This is a genomic window from Stenotrophomonas sp. ZAC14D2_NAIMI4_7, assembly GCF_003086675.1.
Classification (GTDB): domain Bacteria; phylum Pseudomonadota; class Gammaproteobacteria; order Xanthomonadales; family Xanthomonadaceae; genus Stenotrophomonas.
On record NZ_CP025995.1, the window covers coordinates 1,723,198 to 1,742,360 of the forward strand.

At 67.0% G+C, this 19,163-nt stretch carries 22 protein-coding genes; 17 read left to right on the forward strand and 5 right to left on the reverse strand.

Annotation, left to right across the window (positions count from 1 at the left end):
- Window positions 1-134 precede the first annotated feature (134 nt).
- Window positions 135-1,010 (reverse strand): folate-binding protein YgfZ, encoded by an 876-nt coding sequence (locus tag C1922_RS08070; RefSeq protein ID WP_108749283.1) that lies wholly within the window; start codon window positions 1,008-1,010, stop codon window positions 135-137.
- Between the two features lie 39 nt (window positions 1,011-1,049).
- On the opposite strand from C1922_RS08070, the gene C1922_RS08075 reads away from it, so the two are divergent.
- The 10 genes from C1922_RS08075 (at window position 1,050) to C1922_RS08120 (ending at window position 8,167) form a co-directional block, all read left to right on the forward strand.
- Window positions 1,050-1,223, forward strand: coding sequence for a DUF1674 domain-containing protein (locus tag C1922_RS08075; RefSeq protein WP_079221501.1), 174 nt, complete (start codon window positions 1,050-1,052; stop codon window positions 1,221-1,223).
- Between the two features lie 56 nt (window positions 1,224-1,279).
- A complete protein-coding gene (sdhC, locus tag C1922_RS08080) occupies window positions 1,280-1,672 on the forward strand; it encodes a succinate dehydrogenase, cytochrome b556 subunit (RefSeq protein WP_108749284.1) in 393 nt (130 codons plus the stop codon).
- Entirely contained in the window at window positions 1,669-2,055 is a 387-nt protein-coding gene (sdhD, locus tag C1922_RS08085; RefSeq protein ID WP_079221503.1) for a succinate dehydrogenase, hydrophobic membrane anchor protein, read from the forward strand. The genes sdhC and sdhD overlap by 4 nt, the downstream gene beginning before the upstream one ends.
- Before the next feature lie 31 nt (window positions 2,056-2,086).
- Complete coding sequence (gene sdhA / locus C1922_RS08090) at window positions 2,087-3,877, forward strand: succinate dehydrogenase flavoprotein subunit (RefSeq protein WP_108749285.1); 1,791 nt, start codon at window positions 2,087-2,089, stop codon at window positions 3,875-3,877.
- 69 nt (window positions 3,878-3,946) lie between these two features.
- Window positions 3,947-4,732, forward strand: coding sequence for a succinate dehydrogenase iron-sulfur subunit (locus C1922_RS08095; protein ID WP_108749286.1), 786 nt, complete (start codon window positions 3,947-3,949; stop codon window positions 4,730-4,732).
- Between the two features lie 73 nt (window positions 4,733-4,805).
- Complete coding sequence (locus tag C1922_RS08100) at window positions 4,806-5,054, forward strand: succinate dehydrogenase assembly factor 2 (RefSeq protein ID WP_108749287.1); 249 nt, start codon at window positions 4,806-4,808, stop codon at window positions 5,052-5,054.
- Complete coding sequence (locus tag C1922_RS08105; protein WP_108749288.1) at window positions 5,005-5,454, forward strand: hypothetical protein; 450 nt, start codon at window positions 5,005-5,007, stop codon at window positions 5,452-5,454. Before C1922_RS08100 ends, C1922_RS08105 begins: the two co-directional genes overlap by 50 nt.
- A gap of 23 nt (window positions 5,455-5,477) precedes the next feature.
- Window positions 5,478-6,719, forward strand: a complete 1,242-nt coding sequence (locus C1922_RS08110) for a lipoprotein-releasing ABC transporter permease subunit (RefSeq protein WP_108749289.1) — start codon at window positions 5,478-5,480, stop codon at window positions 6,717-6,719.
- A complete protein-coding gene (gene lolD / locus C1922_RS08115) occupies window positions 6,712-7,425 on the forward strand; it encodes a lipoprotein-releasing ABC transporter ATP-binding protein LolD (protein WP_108749290.1) in 714 nt (237 codons plus the stop codon). Before C1922_RS08110 ends, lolD begins: the two co-directional genes overlap by 8 nt.
- A gap of 292 nt (window positions 7,426-7,717) precedes the next feature.
- On the forward strand, window positions 7,718-8,167 hold the full coding sequence (locus tag C1922_RS08120; protein WP_108749291.1) for a DUF6491 family protein: 450 nt from the start codon (window positions 7,718-7,720) through the stop codon (window positions 8,165-8,167).
- Window positions 8,168-8,202: 35 nt separating this feature from the next.
- On the opposite strand, the gene C1922_RS08125 is transcribed toward C1922_RS08120, so the two are convergent.
- The 3 genes from C1922_RS08125 to ftsY form a co-directional block, all read right to left on the reverse strand.
- Window positions 8,203-8,472, reverse strand: coding sequence for an oxidative damage protection protein (locus tag C1922_RS08125; protein WP_108749292.1), 270 nt, complete (start codon window positions 8,470-8,472; stop codon window positions 8,203-8,205).
- A gap of 5 nt (window positions 8,473-8,477) precedes the next feature.
- Window positions 8,478-9,602 carry an A/G-specific adenine glycosylase gene (mutY, locus tag C1922_RS08130; protein WP_108749293.1) on the reverse strand — a complete coding sequence of 375 codons (1,125 nt, stop codon included), beginning with the start codon at window positions 9,600-9,602 and terminating at the stop codon, window positions 8,478-8,480.
- Window positions 9,603-9,698: 96 nt separating this feature from the next.
- On the reverse strand, window positions 9,699-11,009 hold the full coding sequence (gene ftsY / locus C1922_RS08135) for a signal recognition particle-docking protein FtsY (protein ID WP_108749294.1): 1,311 nt from the start codon (window positions 11,007-11,009) through the stop codon (window positions 9,699-9,701).
- Between the two features lie 129 nt (window positions 11,010-11,138).
- Here ftsY and C1922_RS08140 point away from each other — a divergent pair, with 129 nt between their 5' ends.
- Window positions 11,139-11,438, forward strand: a complete 300-nt coding sequence (locus C1922_RS08140; RefSeq protein WP_108751525.1) for a flagellar basal body protein — start codon at window positions 11,139-11,141, stop codon at window positions 11,436-11,438.
- Between the two features lie 144 nt (window positions 11,439-11,582).
- On the opposite strand, the gene htpG is transcribed toward C1922_RS08140, so the two are convergent.
- Entirely contained in the window at window positions 11,583-13,469 is a 1,887-nt protein-coding gene (gene htpG, locus C1922_RS08145) for a molecular chaperone HtpG (RefSeq protein WP_108749295.1), read from the reverse strand.
- A 693-nt stretch (window positions 13,470-14,162) separates the two neighbouring features.
- Here htpG and rsmD point away from each other — a divergent pair.
- The 6 genes from rsmD (at window position 14,163) to C1922_RS08175 (ending at window position 19,092) form a co-directional block, all read left to right on the forward strand.
- On the forward strand, window positions 14,163-14,828 hold the full coding sequence (gene rsmD, locus C1922_RS08150) for a 16S rRNA (guanine(966)-N(2))-methyltransferase RsmD (RefSeq protein WP_325051580.1): 666 nt from the start codon (window positions 14,163-14,165) through the stop codon (window positions 14,826-14,828).
- Between the two features lie 26 nt (window positions 14,829-14,854).
- A complete protein-coding gene (gene coaD, locus C1922_RS08155; protein WP_005409091.1) occupies window positions 14,855-15,364 on the forward strand; it encodes a pantetheine-phosphate adenylyltransferase in 510 nt (169 codons plus the stop codon).
- A gap of 79 nt (window positions 15,365-15,443) precedes the next feature.
- A complete protein-coding gene (locus C1922_RS08160) occupies window positions 15,444-15,935 on the forward strand; it encodes a hypothetical protein (protein ID WP_108749297.1) in 492 nt (163 codons plus the stop codon).
- Window positions 15,936-16,067: 132 nt separating this feature from the next.
- Entirely contained in the window at window positions 16,068-16,349 is a 282-nt protein-coding gene (locus tag C1922_RS08165; protein ID WP_108749298.1) for a YfhL family 4Fe-4S dicluster ferredoxin, read from the forward strand.
- Complete coding sequence (gene ggt / locus C1922_RS08170; protein WP_108749299.1) at window positions 16,346-18,085, forward strand: gamma-glutamyltransferase; 1,740 nt, start codon at window positions 16,346-16,348, stop codon at window positions 18,083-18,085. The genes C1922_RS08165 and ggt overlap by 4 nt, the downstream gene beginning before the upstream one ends.
- A gap of 119 nt (window positions 18,086-18,204) precedes the next feature.
- Window positions 18,205-19,092, forward strand: coding sequence for an MBL fold metallo-hydrolase (locus C1922_RS08175; RefSeq protein WP_108749300.1), 888 nt, complete (start codon window positions 18,205-18,207; stop codon window positions 19,090-19,092).
- Window positions 19,093-19,163 lie beyond the last annotated feature (71 nt).

Sequence of the window (19,163 nt, forward strand, 5' to 3'; positions counted from 1 at the left end):
ACCTGCCAAAGCGGGGTACCGTGGATCCACGCCATGCGTGGATGAGGCGCCATCAGAAGCAGTGCGGACCAAGGTCCGCACCCACCAGTTCAGGTCCGCACCCGCCAGATCAGATCCGCATCCGCGGGCTGGGTTCAGCGCGCCAGGCCGTCCAGCAGTGGCACGCGCTGGGCGGCCACGCCGCCGACCTGCAGATCGCCGTCGCTGGTTTCCAGCGGCAGCACCGCCAGGGCCAGGTCTCCGGCGACGCTGGCGATCGTGCCGAGCGCCGCCCCATCCTGCTGCACCGTTTCACCAGCCTGCGCCGGCGCGGCAGTCTGCAGCAGCTGCACCGCACGCTTGGCCTTGCCCAGGAAATGGGTGCGGGCCACGATTTCCTGGCCCGGGTAGCAGCCCTTCTTCACGCTGTAGCCGTTCAGCCGGTCCAGGCCCAGCTGCTGAGGTGTCCACACTTCGCGCTGGCTATCTTCCAGGCGCGGCAGGCCGAAGCGCAGGTCAGCCTGGCGCCACGCCAGGGCGAATGCGGCTTCGTCGGCCTCGCTGCTGGCCGCAAAGCCTTCAGCCGGGCCGATGCGCAGGGTGCGCGGCAGGGCGTCGCTGCCCAGGTCCAGTTCCCAGCCTGCATCGCCACCACCGGCAATGGCCGCGCCACTGGCCGCTTCCGGCGCAGTGAACGCGCCAGCGACGGCAATATCCGCATGCACCTGCACCTTCACCTTGCGCCGGAACACGAAGCGTTGCAGTTGCGACGCAATCGCATCGGCGTCGCCGTCGGCCAGCACCAGCATCACGTGGTCTTCGGCCAGCCGCAGCAGCTGGAATACCGCCAGCGTGCGGCCTTTGGCGCTCAGCCAGGCGCTCCATTGCCAGTGCAGCGGGGGCAGGGCGGTCACGTCGCTGCTGAACTGGGCGTGGGCGAACGCGGCCGCATCGGCGCCCTGCAGGCTCACCAGCTGGTGGCCGGGCAGGCGCGGATATGCGACGAAAGCAGGGGGAAGGTTGTCAGGCACGTGAACGAGGTCTAAAATTTGTGCGTTGCGAGACCGAACATGATAGGCCAAACAACCCCCACTCCCGACGACGAAACTGAAGCCCCGCTGGTTCCTGCGGCACCCGTGCCCGTGGAAAAACCAGAGGCGGAAGAGGAATTCGGCGGCCGCGGCGGACTTGATCCGGTGCGGTATGGCGATTGGGAGAAAAACGGACGCTGCATCGATTTCTGATCAGCATTGAGCCAACGCGGCATCGTGCCGCCCAGCCGAGACAACGAGCCCAGCGAATGGCGACCAGACAACGCCCCCTATCCCCGCACCTCCAGGTGTATCGCTGGCAGATTCAGATGGCCACCTCGATCCTGCATCGAGCCACTGGCGTCTTTCTGTCCGTGGGTGCCCTCATCATCGCTGCCGGCCTGCTGGCCCTGATGATGGGCCCCGATTCGTGGAACTGCTTCACCGGCCATGCCGGGGCCTGGTATGGCCGCGTGTTCCTGTTTGCGTGGACATGGTCGTTCGCCTATCACCTGTGCAATGGCATCCGCCACATCGTGCAGGACTTCGCCGTTGGTTTCAGCATTCCGGCCTTCGTGCGCAGCAGCTGGATCTCGGTCTTCGGCAGCCTGGTGATCACCGCGCTGGTCTGGGCCTACGTGTTGTTCGGAGGTGCTGCATGAGCAAGTTCCGTACCCCGCTGAAAAACGTGCGCGGCCTGGGTTCGGCCAAGACCGGCACCGAGCATTTCGTGCACCAGCGCCTGACCGCCGCCGCTCTGGTGGTGCTGGGCCTGTGGTTCCTGGTGTTCGTGGTGCGCATGGCCGGCGCCGATTACGCCACGGCCGTGGCCACCATCGCCAAGCCGTGGAATGCCGTGCCGCTGATCGGCCTGCTGATCACCATGTTCTGGCACGCACAGCTCGGCATGCAGGTCGTGCTGGAAGATTACATCCACGAATCGCTGCTGGCCCTGGTGCTGCAGACCGCGGTGAAGTTCGTCGCCGTGCTCGGCATGATCGTCAGTGTGTTTGCGGTGGGCCGCATCGCCCTCGGCGTTGCCTGAGCCCAGGCACCAAGACAGGAATCCAGACTAGATGTCCGCTTACAAGATCACCGAACACAAGTACGACATGGTCGTGGTGGGCGCCGGCGGCGCCGGCCTGCGCGCCACGTTCGGCCTGGCCGCCAAGGGCCTGCAGACTGTGTGCCTGACCAAGGTCTTCCCGACCCGTTCGCACACCGTCGCTGCACAGGGTGGCATTTCCGCCGCGCTCGCCAACATGGGCGAAGACGATTGGCGCTACCACTTCTACGACACCATCAAGGGCTCGGACTGGCTGGGCGACCAGGACGCCATCGAGTACATGTGCCGTGAGGCCATCCCGGCCATCATCGAGCTGGAACACTACGGCGTGCCGTTCAGCCGCACCGCCGAAGGCAAGATCTACCAGCGCCCGTTCGGCGGCATGACCACCAAGTACGGCGAGGGCCCGGCGGCGCAGCGTACCTGCGCGGCGGCCGACCGTACCGGCCACGCCATGCTGCACACGCTGTACCAGCAGTCGCTCAAGCACGACGCGCGCTTCATGATCGAGTACTTCGCACTCGATCTGATCTTCGATGACGAAGGCGTGTGCCGTGGCGTGCTGGCCCTGGACATGTCCGACGGCACGCTGCACCTGTTCCGCGCCCAGGGCGTGGTGCTGGCCACCGGCGGCTACGGCCGTGCGTACTTCAGCGCCACCTCGGCGCATACCTGCACCGGCGACGGTGGCGGCTTGGCCATGCGTGCCGGCATCGCCATGCAGGACATGGAGTTCGTGCAGTTCCACCCGACCGGCATCTACGGCGCCGGCTGCCTGATCACCGAGGGTGTCCGCGGTGAAGGCGGCATCCTGCGCAACAGCAGCGGCGAGCGCTTCATGGAGCGCTACGCACCGCATTACAAGGATCTGGCCTCGCGTGACGTGGTGGCCCGTTCGATGACCATCGAGATCCGCGAAGGCCGCGGCGTCGGCGAGCACAAGGATCACATCCTGCTCGACCTGACCCACCTCGGCCCGGGCGTGATCGACGAGAAGCTGCCGGGTATTGCCGAAAGCGCCCGCATCTTCGCCGGCGTGGACGTGCACAAGCAGCCGATCCCGGTCATCCCGACCGTGCACTACAACATGGGTGGTATCCCGACCAACTTCCACGGCGAAGTCGTGCGCAAGGACGGCGACAACCCCGATGCCGTGGTGCCGGGCCTGTATGCCATCGGCGAAGCGGCCTGCGTGTCGGTGCACGGCGCCAACCGCCTGGGCTCGAACTCGCTGCTGGACCTGGTGGTGTTCGGTCGTGCCGTGGCCAACCGCTGCGCCGAGACCATCAAGCCGGGCGCTGCGCACAAGCCGCTGCCGGCCGATGCCTGCGACAAGGCGCTGGGCCTGCTGGACAAGCTGCGCCATGCCAATGGCGATACGCCGACCTCGGTCATCCGCGACAACATGCAGCGCACGATGCAGGCCGATGCCGCCGTCTTCCGTACCAGCCAGACGCTGAAGGAAGGCTGCGAAAAGATGGCCAAGGTCTTCGATTCGTTCCAGGACGTGAAGGTCAGTGACCGTTCGCTGGTCTGGAACTCGGACCTGATCGAGACCTACGAGCTGAACAACCTGCTGCTGAACGCGGTGGCGACGATCAACTCGGCCGAGCAGCGCAAGGAAAGCCGTGGTGCGCACGCGCACGAAGACTTCCCGGACCGCGACGACGTCAACTGGCACAAGCACACGCTGGTCACCGTCGACGAGAAGGGCAAGTGCAGCTTCGACTACCGTCCGGTGCACATGTACACGCTGACCGACGAGGTCGACGTGGTGCCGCCGAAGCCGCGCGTGTACTGATCGCGACCCCCGCCTACCATGCAATCCGCGCCGTGATGGCGCGGGCCGCCTGAGCCAACGAGAGCAGCCATGGCCGAGTTTTCACTCCCCAAGAATTCCAAGGTCACGAAGGGCCAGCACTTCCCCGCCAAGACCGGCGGCAAGAACGTGCGCACCTTCAAGATCTACCGCTGGAGTCCGGACGACGACAGCAATCCGCGCACCGACACCTATGATATCGATCTGGACGCCTGTGGCCCGATGGTCCTGGACGCGCTGATCAAGATCAAGAACGAGATCGACCCGACCCTGACCTTCCGCCGCTCGTGCCGCGAAGGTATCTGCGGTTCGTGCGCGATGAACATCGACGGCACCAACACCCTGGCCTGCACCCGCGCCATCGCGGACTGCGGCAAGAAGGAAGTGCCGATCTACCCGCTGCCGCACATGAACGTGGTGAAGGATCTGGTTCCGGATCTGACCCACTTCTACGCGCAGTACGCGTCGATCAAGCCGTGGATCCGTACCCAGACCCCGGCACCGCCGGACCGTGAGCGCCTGCAGTCGCCGGAAGACCGCAAGAAGCTGGACGGCCTGTACGAGTGCATCCTGTGCGCCTGCTGCTCGACCAGCTGCCCCAGCTACTGGTGGAACGGTGAGCGTTACCTGGGCCCGGCGATCCTGCTGCAGGCCTACCGCTGGATCATCGACTCGCGCGATGAAGACACCGGTGCGCGCCTGGACGATCTGGAAGATCCGTTCAAGCTGTACCGCTGCCACACCATCATGAACTGTGCCCGCACCTGCCCGAAGGGCCTGAACCCGGCGCTGGCGATCGCTGAGATCAAGAAGCTGATGATGGAACGCCGCGCCTGATACGGCGCCGCGTTGTTGCATGACCCCAGTAGAGCCACGCCATGCGTGGCTTTGCTGTATCTGGAGAAACACGATGGAAGAAGACGTCCTGCTGAAGAAGCTGCGCTGGCGCTGCCGCCGCGGCATGCGCGAACTGGACCAGCTGTTCGGCCGCTACCTCGACCGCGAATGGAGCACTGCGCCGACCGAAGAGCGCGAGGTTTTCCTGTTCCTGCTCGAGTGCGAGGACGATAAGTTGTGGCGCTGGTTCATGGGCTACGAGGCCTGCCCGCATGCCCACGCCATTCCGCTCATGCAGAAGATCCTCGCCCTCAAGGCTTGAGTGGCGCCCCTCGCGCCTGCAGGGCGCAGCGCAGCTGGCGGCGCTGATCGCTGTCCCCTGGCTGCTGCAGGCGTCGGCGCTGCCGCACGCGCTGTACTGGCCGGTGCTGGCGGCGGTGTGGGCGGTGGGCCTGGCTGAACTGCTCTGGCGCCTGTACCGGCCGCGGCGCGTGCTGCTGCTGCCTTCGCTGCCGGCGCCGCTGCAGGTGGCCGGGCAGGACATCGACAGCCCTCGGCTGCTGTCCCGTGGCCCCTGGCTGCTGCTGCGCTGGCGGCAGCAGGGCCGGCGCCGGCACCTGTTGTTCTGGCCGGATGTGCTGGATCGCGCACAGCGACGTGAACTGCGACTGGCCGTGGCAGCACGAGCGGTTTCCCGTCAGCCCCGGACGGTGGCACCATAAGCTGAATTGACCGGCGTGCCTGCATGTTCAAACCCATCCCCGTGGCCATCGGCCTGCGCTACCTGCGCGCCAAGCGCCGCAACGGCTTCATCTCCTTCATCTCGATGGCATCGATCCTGGGCATTGCGCTCGGCGTGACGGTGCTGATCACCACCCTGGCGGTCATGAGCGGTTTCCAGAAGGAAATCCGCAGCCGCCTGCTGCAGATGACCGCCCACACCACCATCAGCCGTGACGGCGAACCGATGCCCGACTGGATGCGCGTGGTGGACGTGGCCAGCAAGGACCCGCGCGTGGCCGGCGCCGCGCCGTACATCGAGATCCAGTCGATGATCAGCGGCCCGCGCGTGCAGGGTGCCATCGTGCAGGGCATCGACCCGGCGCTGGAACCGAAGGTGTCGGTGATCGACCAGAAGGTGGTCAAGGGCAGCTACGACAGCCTCAAGCCGGGCAGCTTCAACCTGCTGCTGGGCAAGGAGCTGGCGATCTGGCTGGGCGTGGACGTGGGCGACCAGGTGCTGGTCACCTTCGCCGAAGTGCAGGGCACGCCCGCCGGTGCGGTGCCGCGCATGAAACGCTTCACGGTCAGCGGCATCTTCGAGGCCGGTTACAACGAAGTGGACCGCGGCGTCGGCTTTGCCAACATGCAGGATCTGCAGCGCGTGCTGCGCAGTGATGGCGCCACCGGCGTGCGCCTGAAGCTGCACGACATGGACCGCTCGCTGGAGGTGGGTGTGGACCTGGCGCAGAACCTGGGTGGGGCCTACCGGGTAAGCGACTGGACCCAGCAGAACGCCAATCTGTACCACTCGCTGCGCATGGAAAAGGTGGTGATGGGCATCCTGCTGTCGCTGATCATTGCCATGGGCGCGTTCAACCTGGTGTCCTCGCAGGTGATGCTGGTGACCGACAAGCAGGCCGACATCGCGATCCTGCGCACGCTGGGCCTGACCCCGGGCGGGGTGATGCAGGTGTTCATGGTGCAGGGCTCGCTGATCGGCATCTTCGGCACCCTGGCCGGTCTGATCGGCGGCATTACCCTGACCCTGAACCTGGAGCGCATCCTCAGCGCCATTGAATCGGTGTTCAACGTGAAGCTGCTGCCGGAGGACGTGTACTACATCACCGGCCTGCCGACGGACATGCAGACCGGCGACATCGTGGCGATCACCCTGATCGCGCTGCTGATGAGTTTCCTGGCCACCCTGTACCCCGCCTGGCGGGCCGCACGCACCCAGCCGGCCGAGGCCCTGCGCTATGAATAAGATCGTCAACCGCGGCGATGAAGTGATCCGCGCCGAAGCGCTGGGCAAGACCTACGCCGAAGGCCGCATGCAGACCCCGGTGTTCGATGGCCTGGACCTGCGGGTGAATGCCGGCGAGACCGTGGCGATCATCGGCGCATCCGGGGCCGGCAAGAGCACCCTGCTGCATCTGCTGGGCGGGCTGGACGTGCCCAGCGCCGGCGAAGTGTATGTGACCGGCCAGCGCATGTCGGCGCTGTCGGACACCGCGCGCGGCCTGCTGCGCAACCAGGCGCTGGGCTTCGTCTACCAGTTCCACCACCTGTTGCCCGAATTCACCGCGCTGGAAAACGTGATGATGCCGGTGATGCTGGCCGGTACCGCGGTGGCCGAGGCGAGCTCGCGCGCCACTGCATTGCTGGAGGCCGTTGGGCTGGGGCACCGCTTGGACCACAAGCCGGGCGAACTGTCCGGTGGCGAGCGCCAGCGCGCGGCCGTGGCACGCGCGCTGGTGAACCACCCGGCCTGCGTGCTGGGTGACGAACCCACCGGCAACCTGGACGATCGCACGGCGGCCACGGTGTTCGAGTTGATGCTGGAACTCAATCGCGCCCGCCATACCAGCCTGGTGCTGGTGACCCACGACCGCAGCCTGGCGCGACGCCTGGACCGGGTACTTGAGCTGCGCGAAGGGCGGCTGCACGCGCTGGCGCACGCCGAGGTCTGAGTGGCGTTTGCCGCGCGCCCACCAAGGTGGGCGCCTACCGGGGCGGGGCGTGCCCACCAAGGTAGGCGCCTACCGGGGCGGGGCGTGCCCACCAAGGTGGGCGCCTACCGGGGCGGGATGTGCCCACCAAGGTGGGCGCCTACCGGGGTGGGGTGTGCCCACCAAGGTGGGCACCTACCAAGGCTACGTGCGGGCGGATCTCGCCGACCAGCGGCTGAATCGGGCGGCCGATCGTCGCGCCGGTGTTGCCCGGCGGGGCGCATGATGTGCGCACTTCCCCGTGGAGATGCCGATGAAGACCCCGTTGTTGCTGGCTGGGCTGTGCCTGGCCTTGGCCGCCTGTGCCACCACAGGTCGGCTGAGCAGTGCCGAGCGCCTGGATCTCTATCGCGCCCACGCTGGCGCGCCGCAGAAGGACATGCAGTTCTTCGGCACGCTCAATGGCTGGACCGAACTGGGTGACAGTGCGCTGGCGGTCTGGACCAAGCCCAGCGAGGCCTACCTGCTGGAACTGACCGGGCCCTGCCCGGATCTGTCCTTTGCCCCGGCCATCGGCCTGACCAGCCACATGGGCCGGGTCAGCGCGCCGTTCGACAAGGTGCTGGTGCGCGATCCCACTGGTGGCCCGCGCATGCCGTGCTTCATCAAGACCATCCGCAAGCTGGACGTGAAGGCACTGCGCGCGGAGGAAAAGGAAATGCGCCAGGCGCAGGTGCAGGAACGCGAAGAACCCGGGAAATAACCGATAGCGCCGGGCCGTGCCCGGCGGAACCCGGCTCAGGCTTCGGGAGTGAACCCGGCCGGCTTTTCGGCATCCTTTTCGAACAGGAACTTCACCAGTTCCGCCTCCAGCATCGCGCGATGTTCCGGGTTGCGCGGCGACAGCCGGTTTTCGTTGATCAGCATGGTCTGGTGCGCCAGCCATGCCGTCCACGCCGGCTTGCCGATCTGGTTGAACACGCGCTGGCCCAGCTCGCCGGGGTAGGGCACGAAGTCCAGGCCCTCGGCATCGCGTTGTTCGTAGTGGCAGAAGACGGTACGGGGCATGGTGGTTACTCGTGGTTGCGGGGTTTCGGGGTCTTTCGTTTCGGCGCCTTGGGGCTGGTGCCATCCAGCAGCTTGCGGATCGGTGCCGGCAGGCCCAACGCGGGCAGTTCTTCGGCGGCGACCCAGCGCAGCGTGGGTTCTTCCACGCGCAGGCCGCGCACCTGTCGCGACAATACCTGCAGGTGCAGCCTGTAGTGGCTGAAAGTGTGCTGCAGCAGCGGTAGTTCTTCGGCATCTTCCAGCGAGCCGTCGACGTTGGCGTCGAACCAGTCCTGCAGCGCGCTGCCGGCGTCGGCCTGGGGAAGGGTCCACAGCTGGGCCCAGATGCCGGTGTCCGGCCGCTTCTGCAGCAGCACGCGCTGGCGCGCATCGCGCAGCAGCAGGGCCACCGCTTCGCGCTCGGGAAGGGTCTTGCTGGGCTTGGTGGTGGGCAGTTCGGCGGTGCGTCCTTCGCGGCGGGCCACGCAGTCGTCCTGCAGTGGGCAGATCACGCAGGCCGGTTTGGCCCGGCTGCAGACCGTAGCGCCCAGATCCATCTGTGCCTGGGTGTAATCGGCCATGCGCCCCTCCGGCACATGCGCGACATGACCTTCGGCCAGAGCCCACAACTGTTTCTCGACGAGCGGCAGGCCGGGGAAACCCTCGATGCCGTGATAGCGGCTGAGCACGCGTTTGACGTTGCCATCGAGGATGGCGAACCGGTCGTTCCAGGCCTGGCTGAGGATCGCGCCAGCGGTGCTGCGGCCGATGCCGGGCAGCGCATGCAGCGCCTCGAAATCGCGCGGCAGCTCACCGTCGTGCAGTTCCACGCAGCGCTTGGCGGCGGCATGCAGGTTGCGCGCGCGGGCGTAGTAGCCGAGCCCGGCCCACTGCGCCATTACCGCATCGTTGCTGGCGGCAGCCAGGTCGGGCAGGGTCGGGAAGTGCTGCAGGAAACGGTGGAAATACGGGATGACCGTGGCCACCTGGGTCTGCTGCAGCATGATTTCCGACAGCCAGACCCGGTAGGGGCTGCGCGGGTGCTGCCAGGGCAGGTCGTGGCGGCCGTGCGCGTCGAACCAGTGCAGCAGGCGGGCGACGAAGCGGCCGTCCTGGGCAGTGTTGGTGCTGGCGTGCGGCTGGCGGGGCATGTGTGTTCCGGGGAAGGGCAGCCACCCGTGGGGGGGCTCTACCAGGGCGCAGCGTTTGGGCCGGTAGAGCCACGCCATGCGTGGCTGCACGGTGTATCAGCCGCCCAGTGCTTCAGGCAGCAGGGCGTCGACAAAGGCTTCCGGGTCGAACACGCGCAGGTCTTCCGGACGTTCGCCGATACCGGCAAAGCGGATCGGAATGCCGAACTCGCGGGCCAGCGCAAACACCACGCCCCCCTTGGCCGTGCCGTCCAGCTTGGTCACCACCAGGCCGGTCACCTTCACCGCCGCATTGAACTGGCGCAGCTGCGAGAGCGCGTTCTGGCCGGTGGTGCCGTCGATGACCATCAGCACTTCGTGCGGCGCGGTCGCGTCGATCTTGCCGAGCACGCGGCGGATCTTGCCCAGTTCGTTCATCAGGCCGGACTGGGTATGCAGGCGGCCTGCGGTATCGGCAATCAGCACCGAGGTGCCACGTGCCTTGCCGGCCTGCAGCGCGTCGTAAGCCACTGAGGCAGCGTCGGCGTTCTGCCCCTGGGCGACCACGGCCACACCGTTGCGCTCGCCCCAGGCCTGCAGCTGGGCCACCGCTGCGGCACGGAACGTATCGCCGGCGGCCAGCATCAGGCTGTGGCCGTCGTCCTTGAAGCGCTTGGCCAGCTTGCCGATGGTGGTGGTCTTGCCGACGCCGTTGACGCCGACGGTGAGCACAACGAACGGTTTTGCGTTGCGGTCGATCACCAGCGGCTGCGCCACCGGCTGCAGGATCGCGATCAGTTCGCTGCGTAGGGCGGCCAGCAGGGCATTGGCATCGGCGAATTCACGCGACTTCATGCGCTTGCGCAGGCCTTCCACCAGATCGGTGGTGGCGCCCACGCCGACGTCGGCGGTGATCAGCGCGGTTTCCAGCTCGTCCAGCAGGTCGTCGTCGAGCTTGGGGTTGCGCGAGAACAGGCCGCCGAAGCTGCGTGCGATGACGCTGTTGCGCAGGCGCTCGCGCCAGCCCGGCTTGCCGGCCGGGGCCGGCGGGGCGTCCACCAGGGCCGGCAGGTCAGCGGCGGGCGCGGCCGGTTCCACGGCCGGAGTGACCGGGGCCAGCGGGGCCAGCACGGCGGCTGCGGCGAGCGCTTCGGCCTGCACGTCCTCGGCGGCGATGACCGGCTGCGCAGGCGGCACGGCGGGCGCTTCGGCGACGGGCGCCGGCACTGGGGCCGGGGCCGGTTCTGGGGCCGGTTGCGGTGCCGGTGCAGGTGCTACGGCTTCGGCCACCGCAGCGGTGGGCGCTTCTTCGGCCGGGGCGGCAGACGGGAACGCCGCCGCCAGCTCTTCAGCCGAGTAATGCTGGGTCTTGGGCGCGTCCGGTGCGGCGGCGTCCTGGGGCTTCTTGCGGCGGAAAAAACTGAGCATTGGCAAAAGGCGCTGAAATCAGGGGGATATGCTACCACTCGGGCCTGTCGGGCCGATGTGGACTGAAGGTTGCTGCCTGCCGGCCGCTAACGGGTACGGAGGGCTGCGTTGGGCGGCCCGGAGGCCAACATGAACAGCGTGATGGGAACCGCTCTTTCCGGCATGCGCGCCGCCCAGCAGGGCGTGCAGGTGGCCGCACACAACGTGGCCAACCTGGCGACCCCGGATGCGCAACGGCTGCAGGTGCAACGCAGCGTGGTGGAGCAGGGTGGGGTGGAGACCGTGGTGATTACCGCCGAGCCCGATCCCAGCGCACCGCTGGGCGACCTGCTGGCGGCGAAAACCGAGGTGGTGACCTTCGCTGCCAACGCTGCGCTGGTGCGCCGCCAGGACCAGATGCTGGGCAGCCTGCTGGATCGCAACGCCTGAACTGACTGGCCCCGGTAGGTGTCAACCTTGGTTGACACGCCCTTGATGTGCCAACCAAGGTTGGCACCTACCAGAGCAGGCATGCCAACCAAGGTTGGCACCTACCAGGGCAGGCATGCCAACCCAGGTCGGCAACCGCATTGGTCAGGCCGACAGTTCCAGCAACAGCTTGTTCAGGCGGGCCACATAGGCGCCCGGATCCTTCAGGCTGTCACCGGCGGCCAGCGCGGCCTGGTCGAACAGCACCCGGCCCAGATCGTCAAAGCGCGCACCATCGGCTTCGGCATCCAGCTTGGCGATCAGCGGGTGGCCCGGATTGATCTCCAGCACCGGCTTGCTGTCGGGCACCTTCTGTCCGCTGGCTTCCAGGATCTGGCGCATCTGCAGGCCCAGGTCCTGTTCGCCGATGGCCAGCACCGCCGGTGAATCGGTCAGGCGGTGCGACACGCGCACTTCGGCCACGTCATCGCCCAACACCGTCTTCAGTCGCTCGACCAGGGCCTGCTTGTCCTTGGCGGCCGCTTCCTGTTCCTGCTTGTCGGCCTCGCTTTCCAGCGCGCCCAGGTCGAGGTCGCCGCGGGCGATGTCGACGAAGCCCTTGCCGTCGAAATCGGTCAGGTAGCCCATCAGCCATTCGTCGATACGATCGGTCAGCAGCAGCACTTCCACGCCCTTCTTGCGGAACACTTCCAGGTGCGGACTGTTGCGCACCTGGCTGTAGCTCTCGCCGGTCAGGTAATAGATCTTGTCCTGGCCTTCGGCCATGCGGCCGATGTAATCGGCCAGCGAAACGCTCTGCGCATCGGCCTCGCCACGGGTGGAGGCGAAGCGCAGCAGGCCGGCCACCTTCTCGCGGTTGTTGTAGTCCTCGGCCGGGCCTTCCTTCAGCACCTGGCCGAATTCCTTCCAGAACGTGGCGTACTGCTCCGGCTTGTCGGCGGCCAGCTTGTCCAGCATGTCCAGCGAGCGCTTGGTCAGGGCGGCCTTCATCGAGTCGATGACCGGGCCGGACTGCAGGATCTCGCGCGAGACGTTCAGCGACAGATCGTTGGAATCGACCACGCCCTTGATGAAGCGCAGGTACAGGGGCAGGAACTGCTCGGCCTGGTCCATCACGAACACGCGCTGCACGTACAGCTTCAGGCCCTTGGGCGCATCGCGGTGGTACAGGTCGAACGGCGCGCGGCCGGGCACGTACAGCAGCGAGGTGTATTCCAGCTTGCCTTCGACCTTGTTGTGGCTCCACGCCAGCGGGTCGCTGTGGTCGTGCGCCACGTGCTTGTAGAACTCGGTGTACTCGGCGTCGCTGATCTCGGTGCGCGGGCGGGTCCACAGCGCGCTGGCGCGGTTGACGGTCTCCCACTCGCCGGCGGCGTCGTCGCCTTCCTTCGGCATCTGGATCGGCAGGCCGATGTGGTCCGAATACTTCTTCAGGATGCTGCGCAGGCGCCAGCCGTCGGCGAAGTCATGCTCGCCGTCCTTAAGGTGCAGCACGATGCGGGTGCCGCGCTCGGCCTTGTCGACGGTGGCTACCTCGAAATCGCCTTCGCCGCGCGAGGTCCAGCGCACGCCTTCGCCAGCGGCCAGTCCGGCGCGGCGCGAGGTCACTTCCACTTCGTCGGCGACGATGAAGGCGCTGTAGAAGCCGACGCCGAACTGGCCGATCAGCTGGGAATCCTTCTTCTGGTCGCCGGACAGCTGGCGCAGGAAATCGCCGGTGCCGGACTTGGCGATCGTGCCAAGGTGGGCGATGGCTTCGGCGCGGCTCATGCCGATGCCGTTGTCTTCGATGGTGATGCTGTGGGCGGCGGCGTCGAAGCTGACGCGCACGCGCAGCTCGCTGTCGCCTTCCAGCAGGGCGGGCTGGGTCAGGGCTTCGAAGCGCAGCTTGTCGGCGGCGTCGGCCGCGTTGGAGACCAGCTCGCGCAGGAAGATTTCCTTGTTCGAGTACAGCGAGTGGATCATCAACTGCAGCAGCTGCTTGACCTCGGTCTGGAAGCCAAGGGTTTCGGTCTGGGTGGTCTCGGTCATCGATAGGGCTCCGTGTGCAATGCCGCGCCAGCGCGTGCGGCCTGGCCCAAGGGGTATGGCTGATTGTCCCGAAATCAAGGGGTTGTTCGGGCAGGGCTGCGCCCTGCACCCGCCGAGTCAACGTCAACGTCAACTTCAACGTCAACTTCAACGTCAAAAGCGTGCATTCCGTGGGATGGCGGGGCGGTGTGGGTGGGCAGGACACGCCGTAAACCCCCAGGCCGGCCCAGCCGCTGGCGGCTGTGCGTTCGGGCGCTTGCGAAGCAGTGCTTCGCAAGCAAAGCGCCCTCACCCATGGGGGCTCGTAGGCGCCTTGCTCGTGTGCGCAATCCTGCGCACACGGCAAGACCGGGGTTGGGCGTCCTGCCCAACCCGCCCGAGGCATGCCTCGGGCCCATGGCGCCTGCGGTCCTGCCCACCCACACCGCCCCACCTCTGACAGTCCCCCGCGGCTGTTGGTAGGTGTCGACCTTGGTCGACACGGTAGATCCACGCCATGCGTGGATGAAATCTGTCAGATACCGATATAGAACTGGGGTCGGAGCCCGTTGCGGAGCAACGGGATCTGACCCCCGGGATCGCGTCTGGGGCAGAGCCCCCTGAGTCAGGGGGCGGCCGCGAAGCGGCGGGGGTGTGGGAGTTGGTAAGGGGGGCCCACGTTTCGCGCAGCGAAGCGTGGGAGCGACAGCGCGTATGCGTTGGCGCGTACCCGGGCGCCGCCCGGCCGACTACAATCACGACCATGCTGAATTTCTCGAACAACCCCCACCGGGGGCGCCGGTGAGCGGCCGTGGTGGCAATGACGGCCAGGTCCGCATCATTGGTGGGCGCTGGCGCAATACCCGCCTGCCGGTGCCGACCCTGCCGGGCCTGCGGCCCAGCAGCGACCGCGTGCGCGAAACCCTGTTCAACTGGCTGATGCCCAGGCTGGCCGGTGCGCGTGTGCTGGACCTGTTCGCCGGCAGCGGTGCGCTGGGCCTGGAGGCCGTCTCGCGCGGCGCCGCCCACGCCACCCTGGTCGAGCGCGATGCCCAGCTGGGGCGCAATCTGTCCGCCGCAGTGGCCAAGCTGCAGGCCGCCGACCAGATCACCGTGGTCCCGGCCGACGCCCTGCGCTGGTTACAGGGCGCGCCGGCCCAGCAGGCGGACCTGGTGTTCATCGACCCGCCGTTCGCCGATGGCCTGTGGCAGGACGTGCTGGCCCAGCTGCCGCGGCACCTGGCTGCCGATGCCTGGCTGTACCTGGAATCGCCGGCCGGGCACGCGCCGCTGCTGCCGCCGGAATGGCTGCTGCACCGCGAGGGCGCCACCCGCGAAGTCCGCTTTGCCCTGTACCGCCGCGCCGCTGCTACACTTTGACCTCATCTGAACATCTGCAACCGCCCATGACCGTGGCCAACCGCCGCATTGCCGTCTACCCCGGCACGTTCGACCCCATCACCAATGGTCACATCGATCTGGTGAGCCGGGCCGCGCCGCTGTTTGAAAAGGTCGTGGTAGGCGTGGCGCAGAGCCCGTCCAAGGGTCCGGCGCTGCCGCTGGAGCAGCGCGTGCAGCTGGCCCGGGGCGCCCTGGGCCACCATGGCAATGTCGAAGTCATCGGCTTCGATACCCTGCTGGCCCATTTCGTACGCTCGGTGCAGGGCGGGGTGCTGCTGCGCGGCCTGCGCGCGGTGTCCGATTTCGAGTACGAATTCCAGATGGCCAGCATGAACCGCCACCTGATTCCCGAGGTCGAGACCCTGTTCCTGACCCCGGCCGAACAGCACAGCTTCATTTCGTCTTCGCTGGTCCGCGAGATCGCGCGCCTGGGCGGCGACGTGTCCGGCTTCGTGCCGGCCGCCGTGCTCGAAGCGCTGCGCAAGGTCCGCGAAGCGAAGGCGGCACAGTCGTAACCGCTGCCAAGCGGCCGTTCCTGTAGTACCACGCACCCCCATTACGTAAACCAACACGCACCATCTCGGGAGGAAACCCATGAACACCACCATGCGCGCGATGCTGATCGCCTCGTTTGCCCTGGCCTTCACCGCTTGCAAGAAGGAAGAGGCTGCTCCGGTCGAAGAGGCCAAGCCGGCCCTGGTCGCACCGGCCAAGGACGACGATGCGGGCTGGAAGAAGTACCTGCAGGAAGTGGCCATCCAGAACATGGGCAACATCAGCAACAGCCCGTTCCTGTACTACCTCTCGCCGGAATCGGACCCGGACTTCCAGGCCAAGTACGAGCGCCAGACCGAAAGCGCGACCCAGGCGGTGGCCCGTGGCGTGCAGCCGGGCAACATGCTGGCCTTCGGTTCGTCGGCCTCGGGCAAGATGGCTGACATGATCCAGGCCGTGTTCAAGGACGTGTCGCCGGATTCGATGAAGGGCGTGCGCGTCGTCTTCATCGGCCTGTCGGCCGACAACGCCCGCGTGCAGGCTGCCGTGCAGCCGACCGGCGCCGAGTACATTTTCGTCGAAGCCAAGTAAGACCGAGCCGTGGCGGCCACGCTGCGGCGTGGCCCGGGCGGCATCCCGCAAGGGGTGCCGCCGATGACCTGACCGGTGCGCGCGCCCGCGCGTGCCGGTCCTTGTCCCAAGGCGCGGGCGAGGAGTATCGCCATGTCGCTGAAAATCAATGAGCTCTGCGTCAACTGCGACGTATGCGAGCCGGCCTGCCCGAACCAGGCCATTTCGATGGGTGAAACCATCTACGTGATCGATCCCGCACGCTGTACCGAGTGCGTGGGTCATTTCGACGAACCCCAGTGCGTGGTCGTCTGCCCGGTCGAATGCATCGACCCGGACCCGGATATCGTGGAAACGGAAGTCCAGCTGCTGGCCAAGCTGCGCCAGCTGCAGAACGATCATCCCGAACTCTATGCGGAGCCCCCATCCGAATGAAGCTGATCGTCCGCCCCCTGTTGCTGCTCGGCCTGCTGTTGGCCCCCCAGGCCTGGGCTGAAAGCCCCGCCCAGACCCCCGCCCGCGCCGAGCGCCCCGATGGGGTGGCCGTGGCCAGTGGCCATGCGCTGGCCACCCAGGCCGGCATCGACATCCTGGCCCAGGGCGGCAACGCCTTCGACGCGGCCGTGGCGGTGTCGTCCACGCTGGCGGTGGTTGAACCGATCAGCTCCGGCCTTGGTGGTGGCGGCTTCTTCCTGCTGCACGACGCGGCCACCGGCAAGGACGTGATGCTGGACGCGCGCGAAACCGCGCCGGCCGCGGCCACGCCGCAGGCGTTCCTGGACAAGCAGGGCAACCTGGACCGCGACCGCTCGGTGAACGGGCCCTGGTCGGCGGGCATTCCGGGCCTGCCGGCCGCGCTGGTGGAACTGTCGTCCAAGCACGGCAAGCTGCCGCTGGCCACCTCGCTGCAGCCGGCCATCCGCATTGCCCGCGACGGCTTCCCGGTGTACGAGCGCATGGCCAAGGGCTACGCCTCGCGCCGTGAGGTGATGGAGCGTTTCCCCGGCACGCGCGAGGTCTACCTGCGTAATGGCAAGCCGATCGCCACCGGCGATCTGTTCAAGCAGCCCGAACTGGCGCAGACCCTGGAACGCCTGGCCGCCGGCGGCCGTGATGGCTTCTATAAGGGCCAGACCGGCAAGCTGCTGCTGGAAGGGGTGAAGCAGGCCGGCGGCAAGTGGACCGCCGATGAGCTGGCCGGCTACCAGGTCAAGCTGCGCGAGCCGATCGTGTTCGACTACAACGGCTGGAAGATCACCACCGCGCCGCCGCCGTCGTCCGGCGGCATCGCCCTGGCCAGCATGCTGCAGATCCTGGAAGGCTGGGACATCAAGCAGATGGATGCGGCGCACCGCACCCACCTGGTGGTGGAGGCCATGCGCCGCGCCTACCGCGACCGCACGTTCTTCCTGGGCGACCCGGATTTCGTGCAGATTCCGCAGAAGGTGCTGACCAGCAAGGACTACGCCCAGGGCCTGCGCGCCACCATCCACCCGGAAAAGGCCACCCCCAGCGACCTGCTGTCGGGTAACCCGACCCCGCTGGAAGATGACGAAACCACCCATTTCTCGATCATCGACCGCGATGGCAACCGCGTGGGCGCCACCCAGACGGTGAACCTGCTTTACGGCTCGGGCCTGATTCCCAGGGGCACCGGCGTGCTGCTGAACAATGAAATGGACGACTTCGCGCTGAAGCCGGGGACCCCCAATGCGTTCGGCGTGATGGGCTATGCGGCCAATGCACCGAAGCCGGGCAAGCGCATGCTCAGCTCGATGACGCCCACCTTCATGGAAAACAGCGACAAGGTGGTCGTGCTCGGTACACCCGGTGGCAGCCGCATCATCACCATGGTGCTGCTGGGCATCCTGGGCTATGACGCCGGCCTGGACGCACAGCAGGTCGCCGCGCTGCCGCGCTACCACCACCAGTGGCTGCCCGACCTGATCGAGGCCGAGAGCGATGCCTTCGACGCCGAGACCGTGAAGCAGCTGCAGGCGATGGGCCACAAGATCGATCTGCCGGGCGATGTCGCCGCCGGTGGCCGCGGTTCCAGCCACGTCTGGGGCAACCTGCAGACCGTGGAATGGGACCGCAGGGCCAACAAGCTGTTCGGTGGCAGCGATCCGCGCAACCCGGTCGGCAGCGCGCAGGTCGTACCGGCGCACTGAATTGCCGCTGGCGCCGGACCACGCCCGGCGAATGTAGAACCCGCGAACCCCGCCACCCGGCGGGGTTTTCCATTTTCCGGCTAGCGATTATTTAACGGCAGTCGACTGATAATCGCTGCATGAAACTCTGGTCAATTCGTGGAAACTCGCAGCGCCTGGATGGCGGGGCGATGTTCGGCAACGCGCCGCGCGCGTTGTGGGAAAAATGGGCGGCTCCGGACGAGCTCAATCGCATCGAGCTGGCCTGCCGTGCGCTGCTGGCCAGCCCGCTGGAAGGCAAGACGGTGTTGTTTGAAACCGGCATCGGCGCCTTCTTCGATCCGCGCATGCGCGAACGCTACGGCGTGCAGGAAAGTCGGCATGTGCTGATCGATTCGCTGCGCGAAGCCGGTTTCGAACACGAAGATATCGACGTGGTGGTGCTCAGCCACCTGCATTTCGATCATGCCGGCGGCCTGCTGGCGCCGTGGACCGAAGGCCGTGGCCCGGAACTGCTGTTCCCCAACGCCACCTTCGTGGTCGGTGCACAGCACTGGCAGCGGGCCTTGCAGCCGCATCCGCGCGATCGGGCCAGCTTCATCCCTGAATTGCCCGCGCTGCTGCAGGCCAGCGGTCGGCTGGAAGTGGTGGAGGGTGAATACTCGCAGGTGCTGGGCCGCAGCGTGCGCTTCAGCTACAGCGACGGCCACACGCCGGGGCTGATGCTGGCCGAGATCGTCGGCCATGCGCATGCCGACCAGGCGCCGCAGGGCGGCGTGGTGTTCTGTGCCGATCTGATTCCCGGGCGCTCCTGGGTGCACGTGCCGATCACCATGGGCTACGACCGCAATGCCGAACTGCTGATCGACGAGAAGCGCCAGTTCCTGGAAGACAAGCTGGCGCGCAACGTCCATCTGTTCTTCACCCACGACCCGCAGGTGGCACTGGCCCAACTGGGGCGCGATGAGAAGGGTCGTTTCGTGACCCTGCATGAGCAGGGCGAACTGAAGGCGCGCGCGCTGGGCTGAGCAGGGGTCAGAGCCCTGCGTGGTCGTAGAGTCGAGCTTGCTCGACTGGCGCGGGATGCATCCGCGCATCG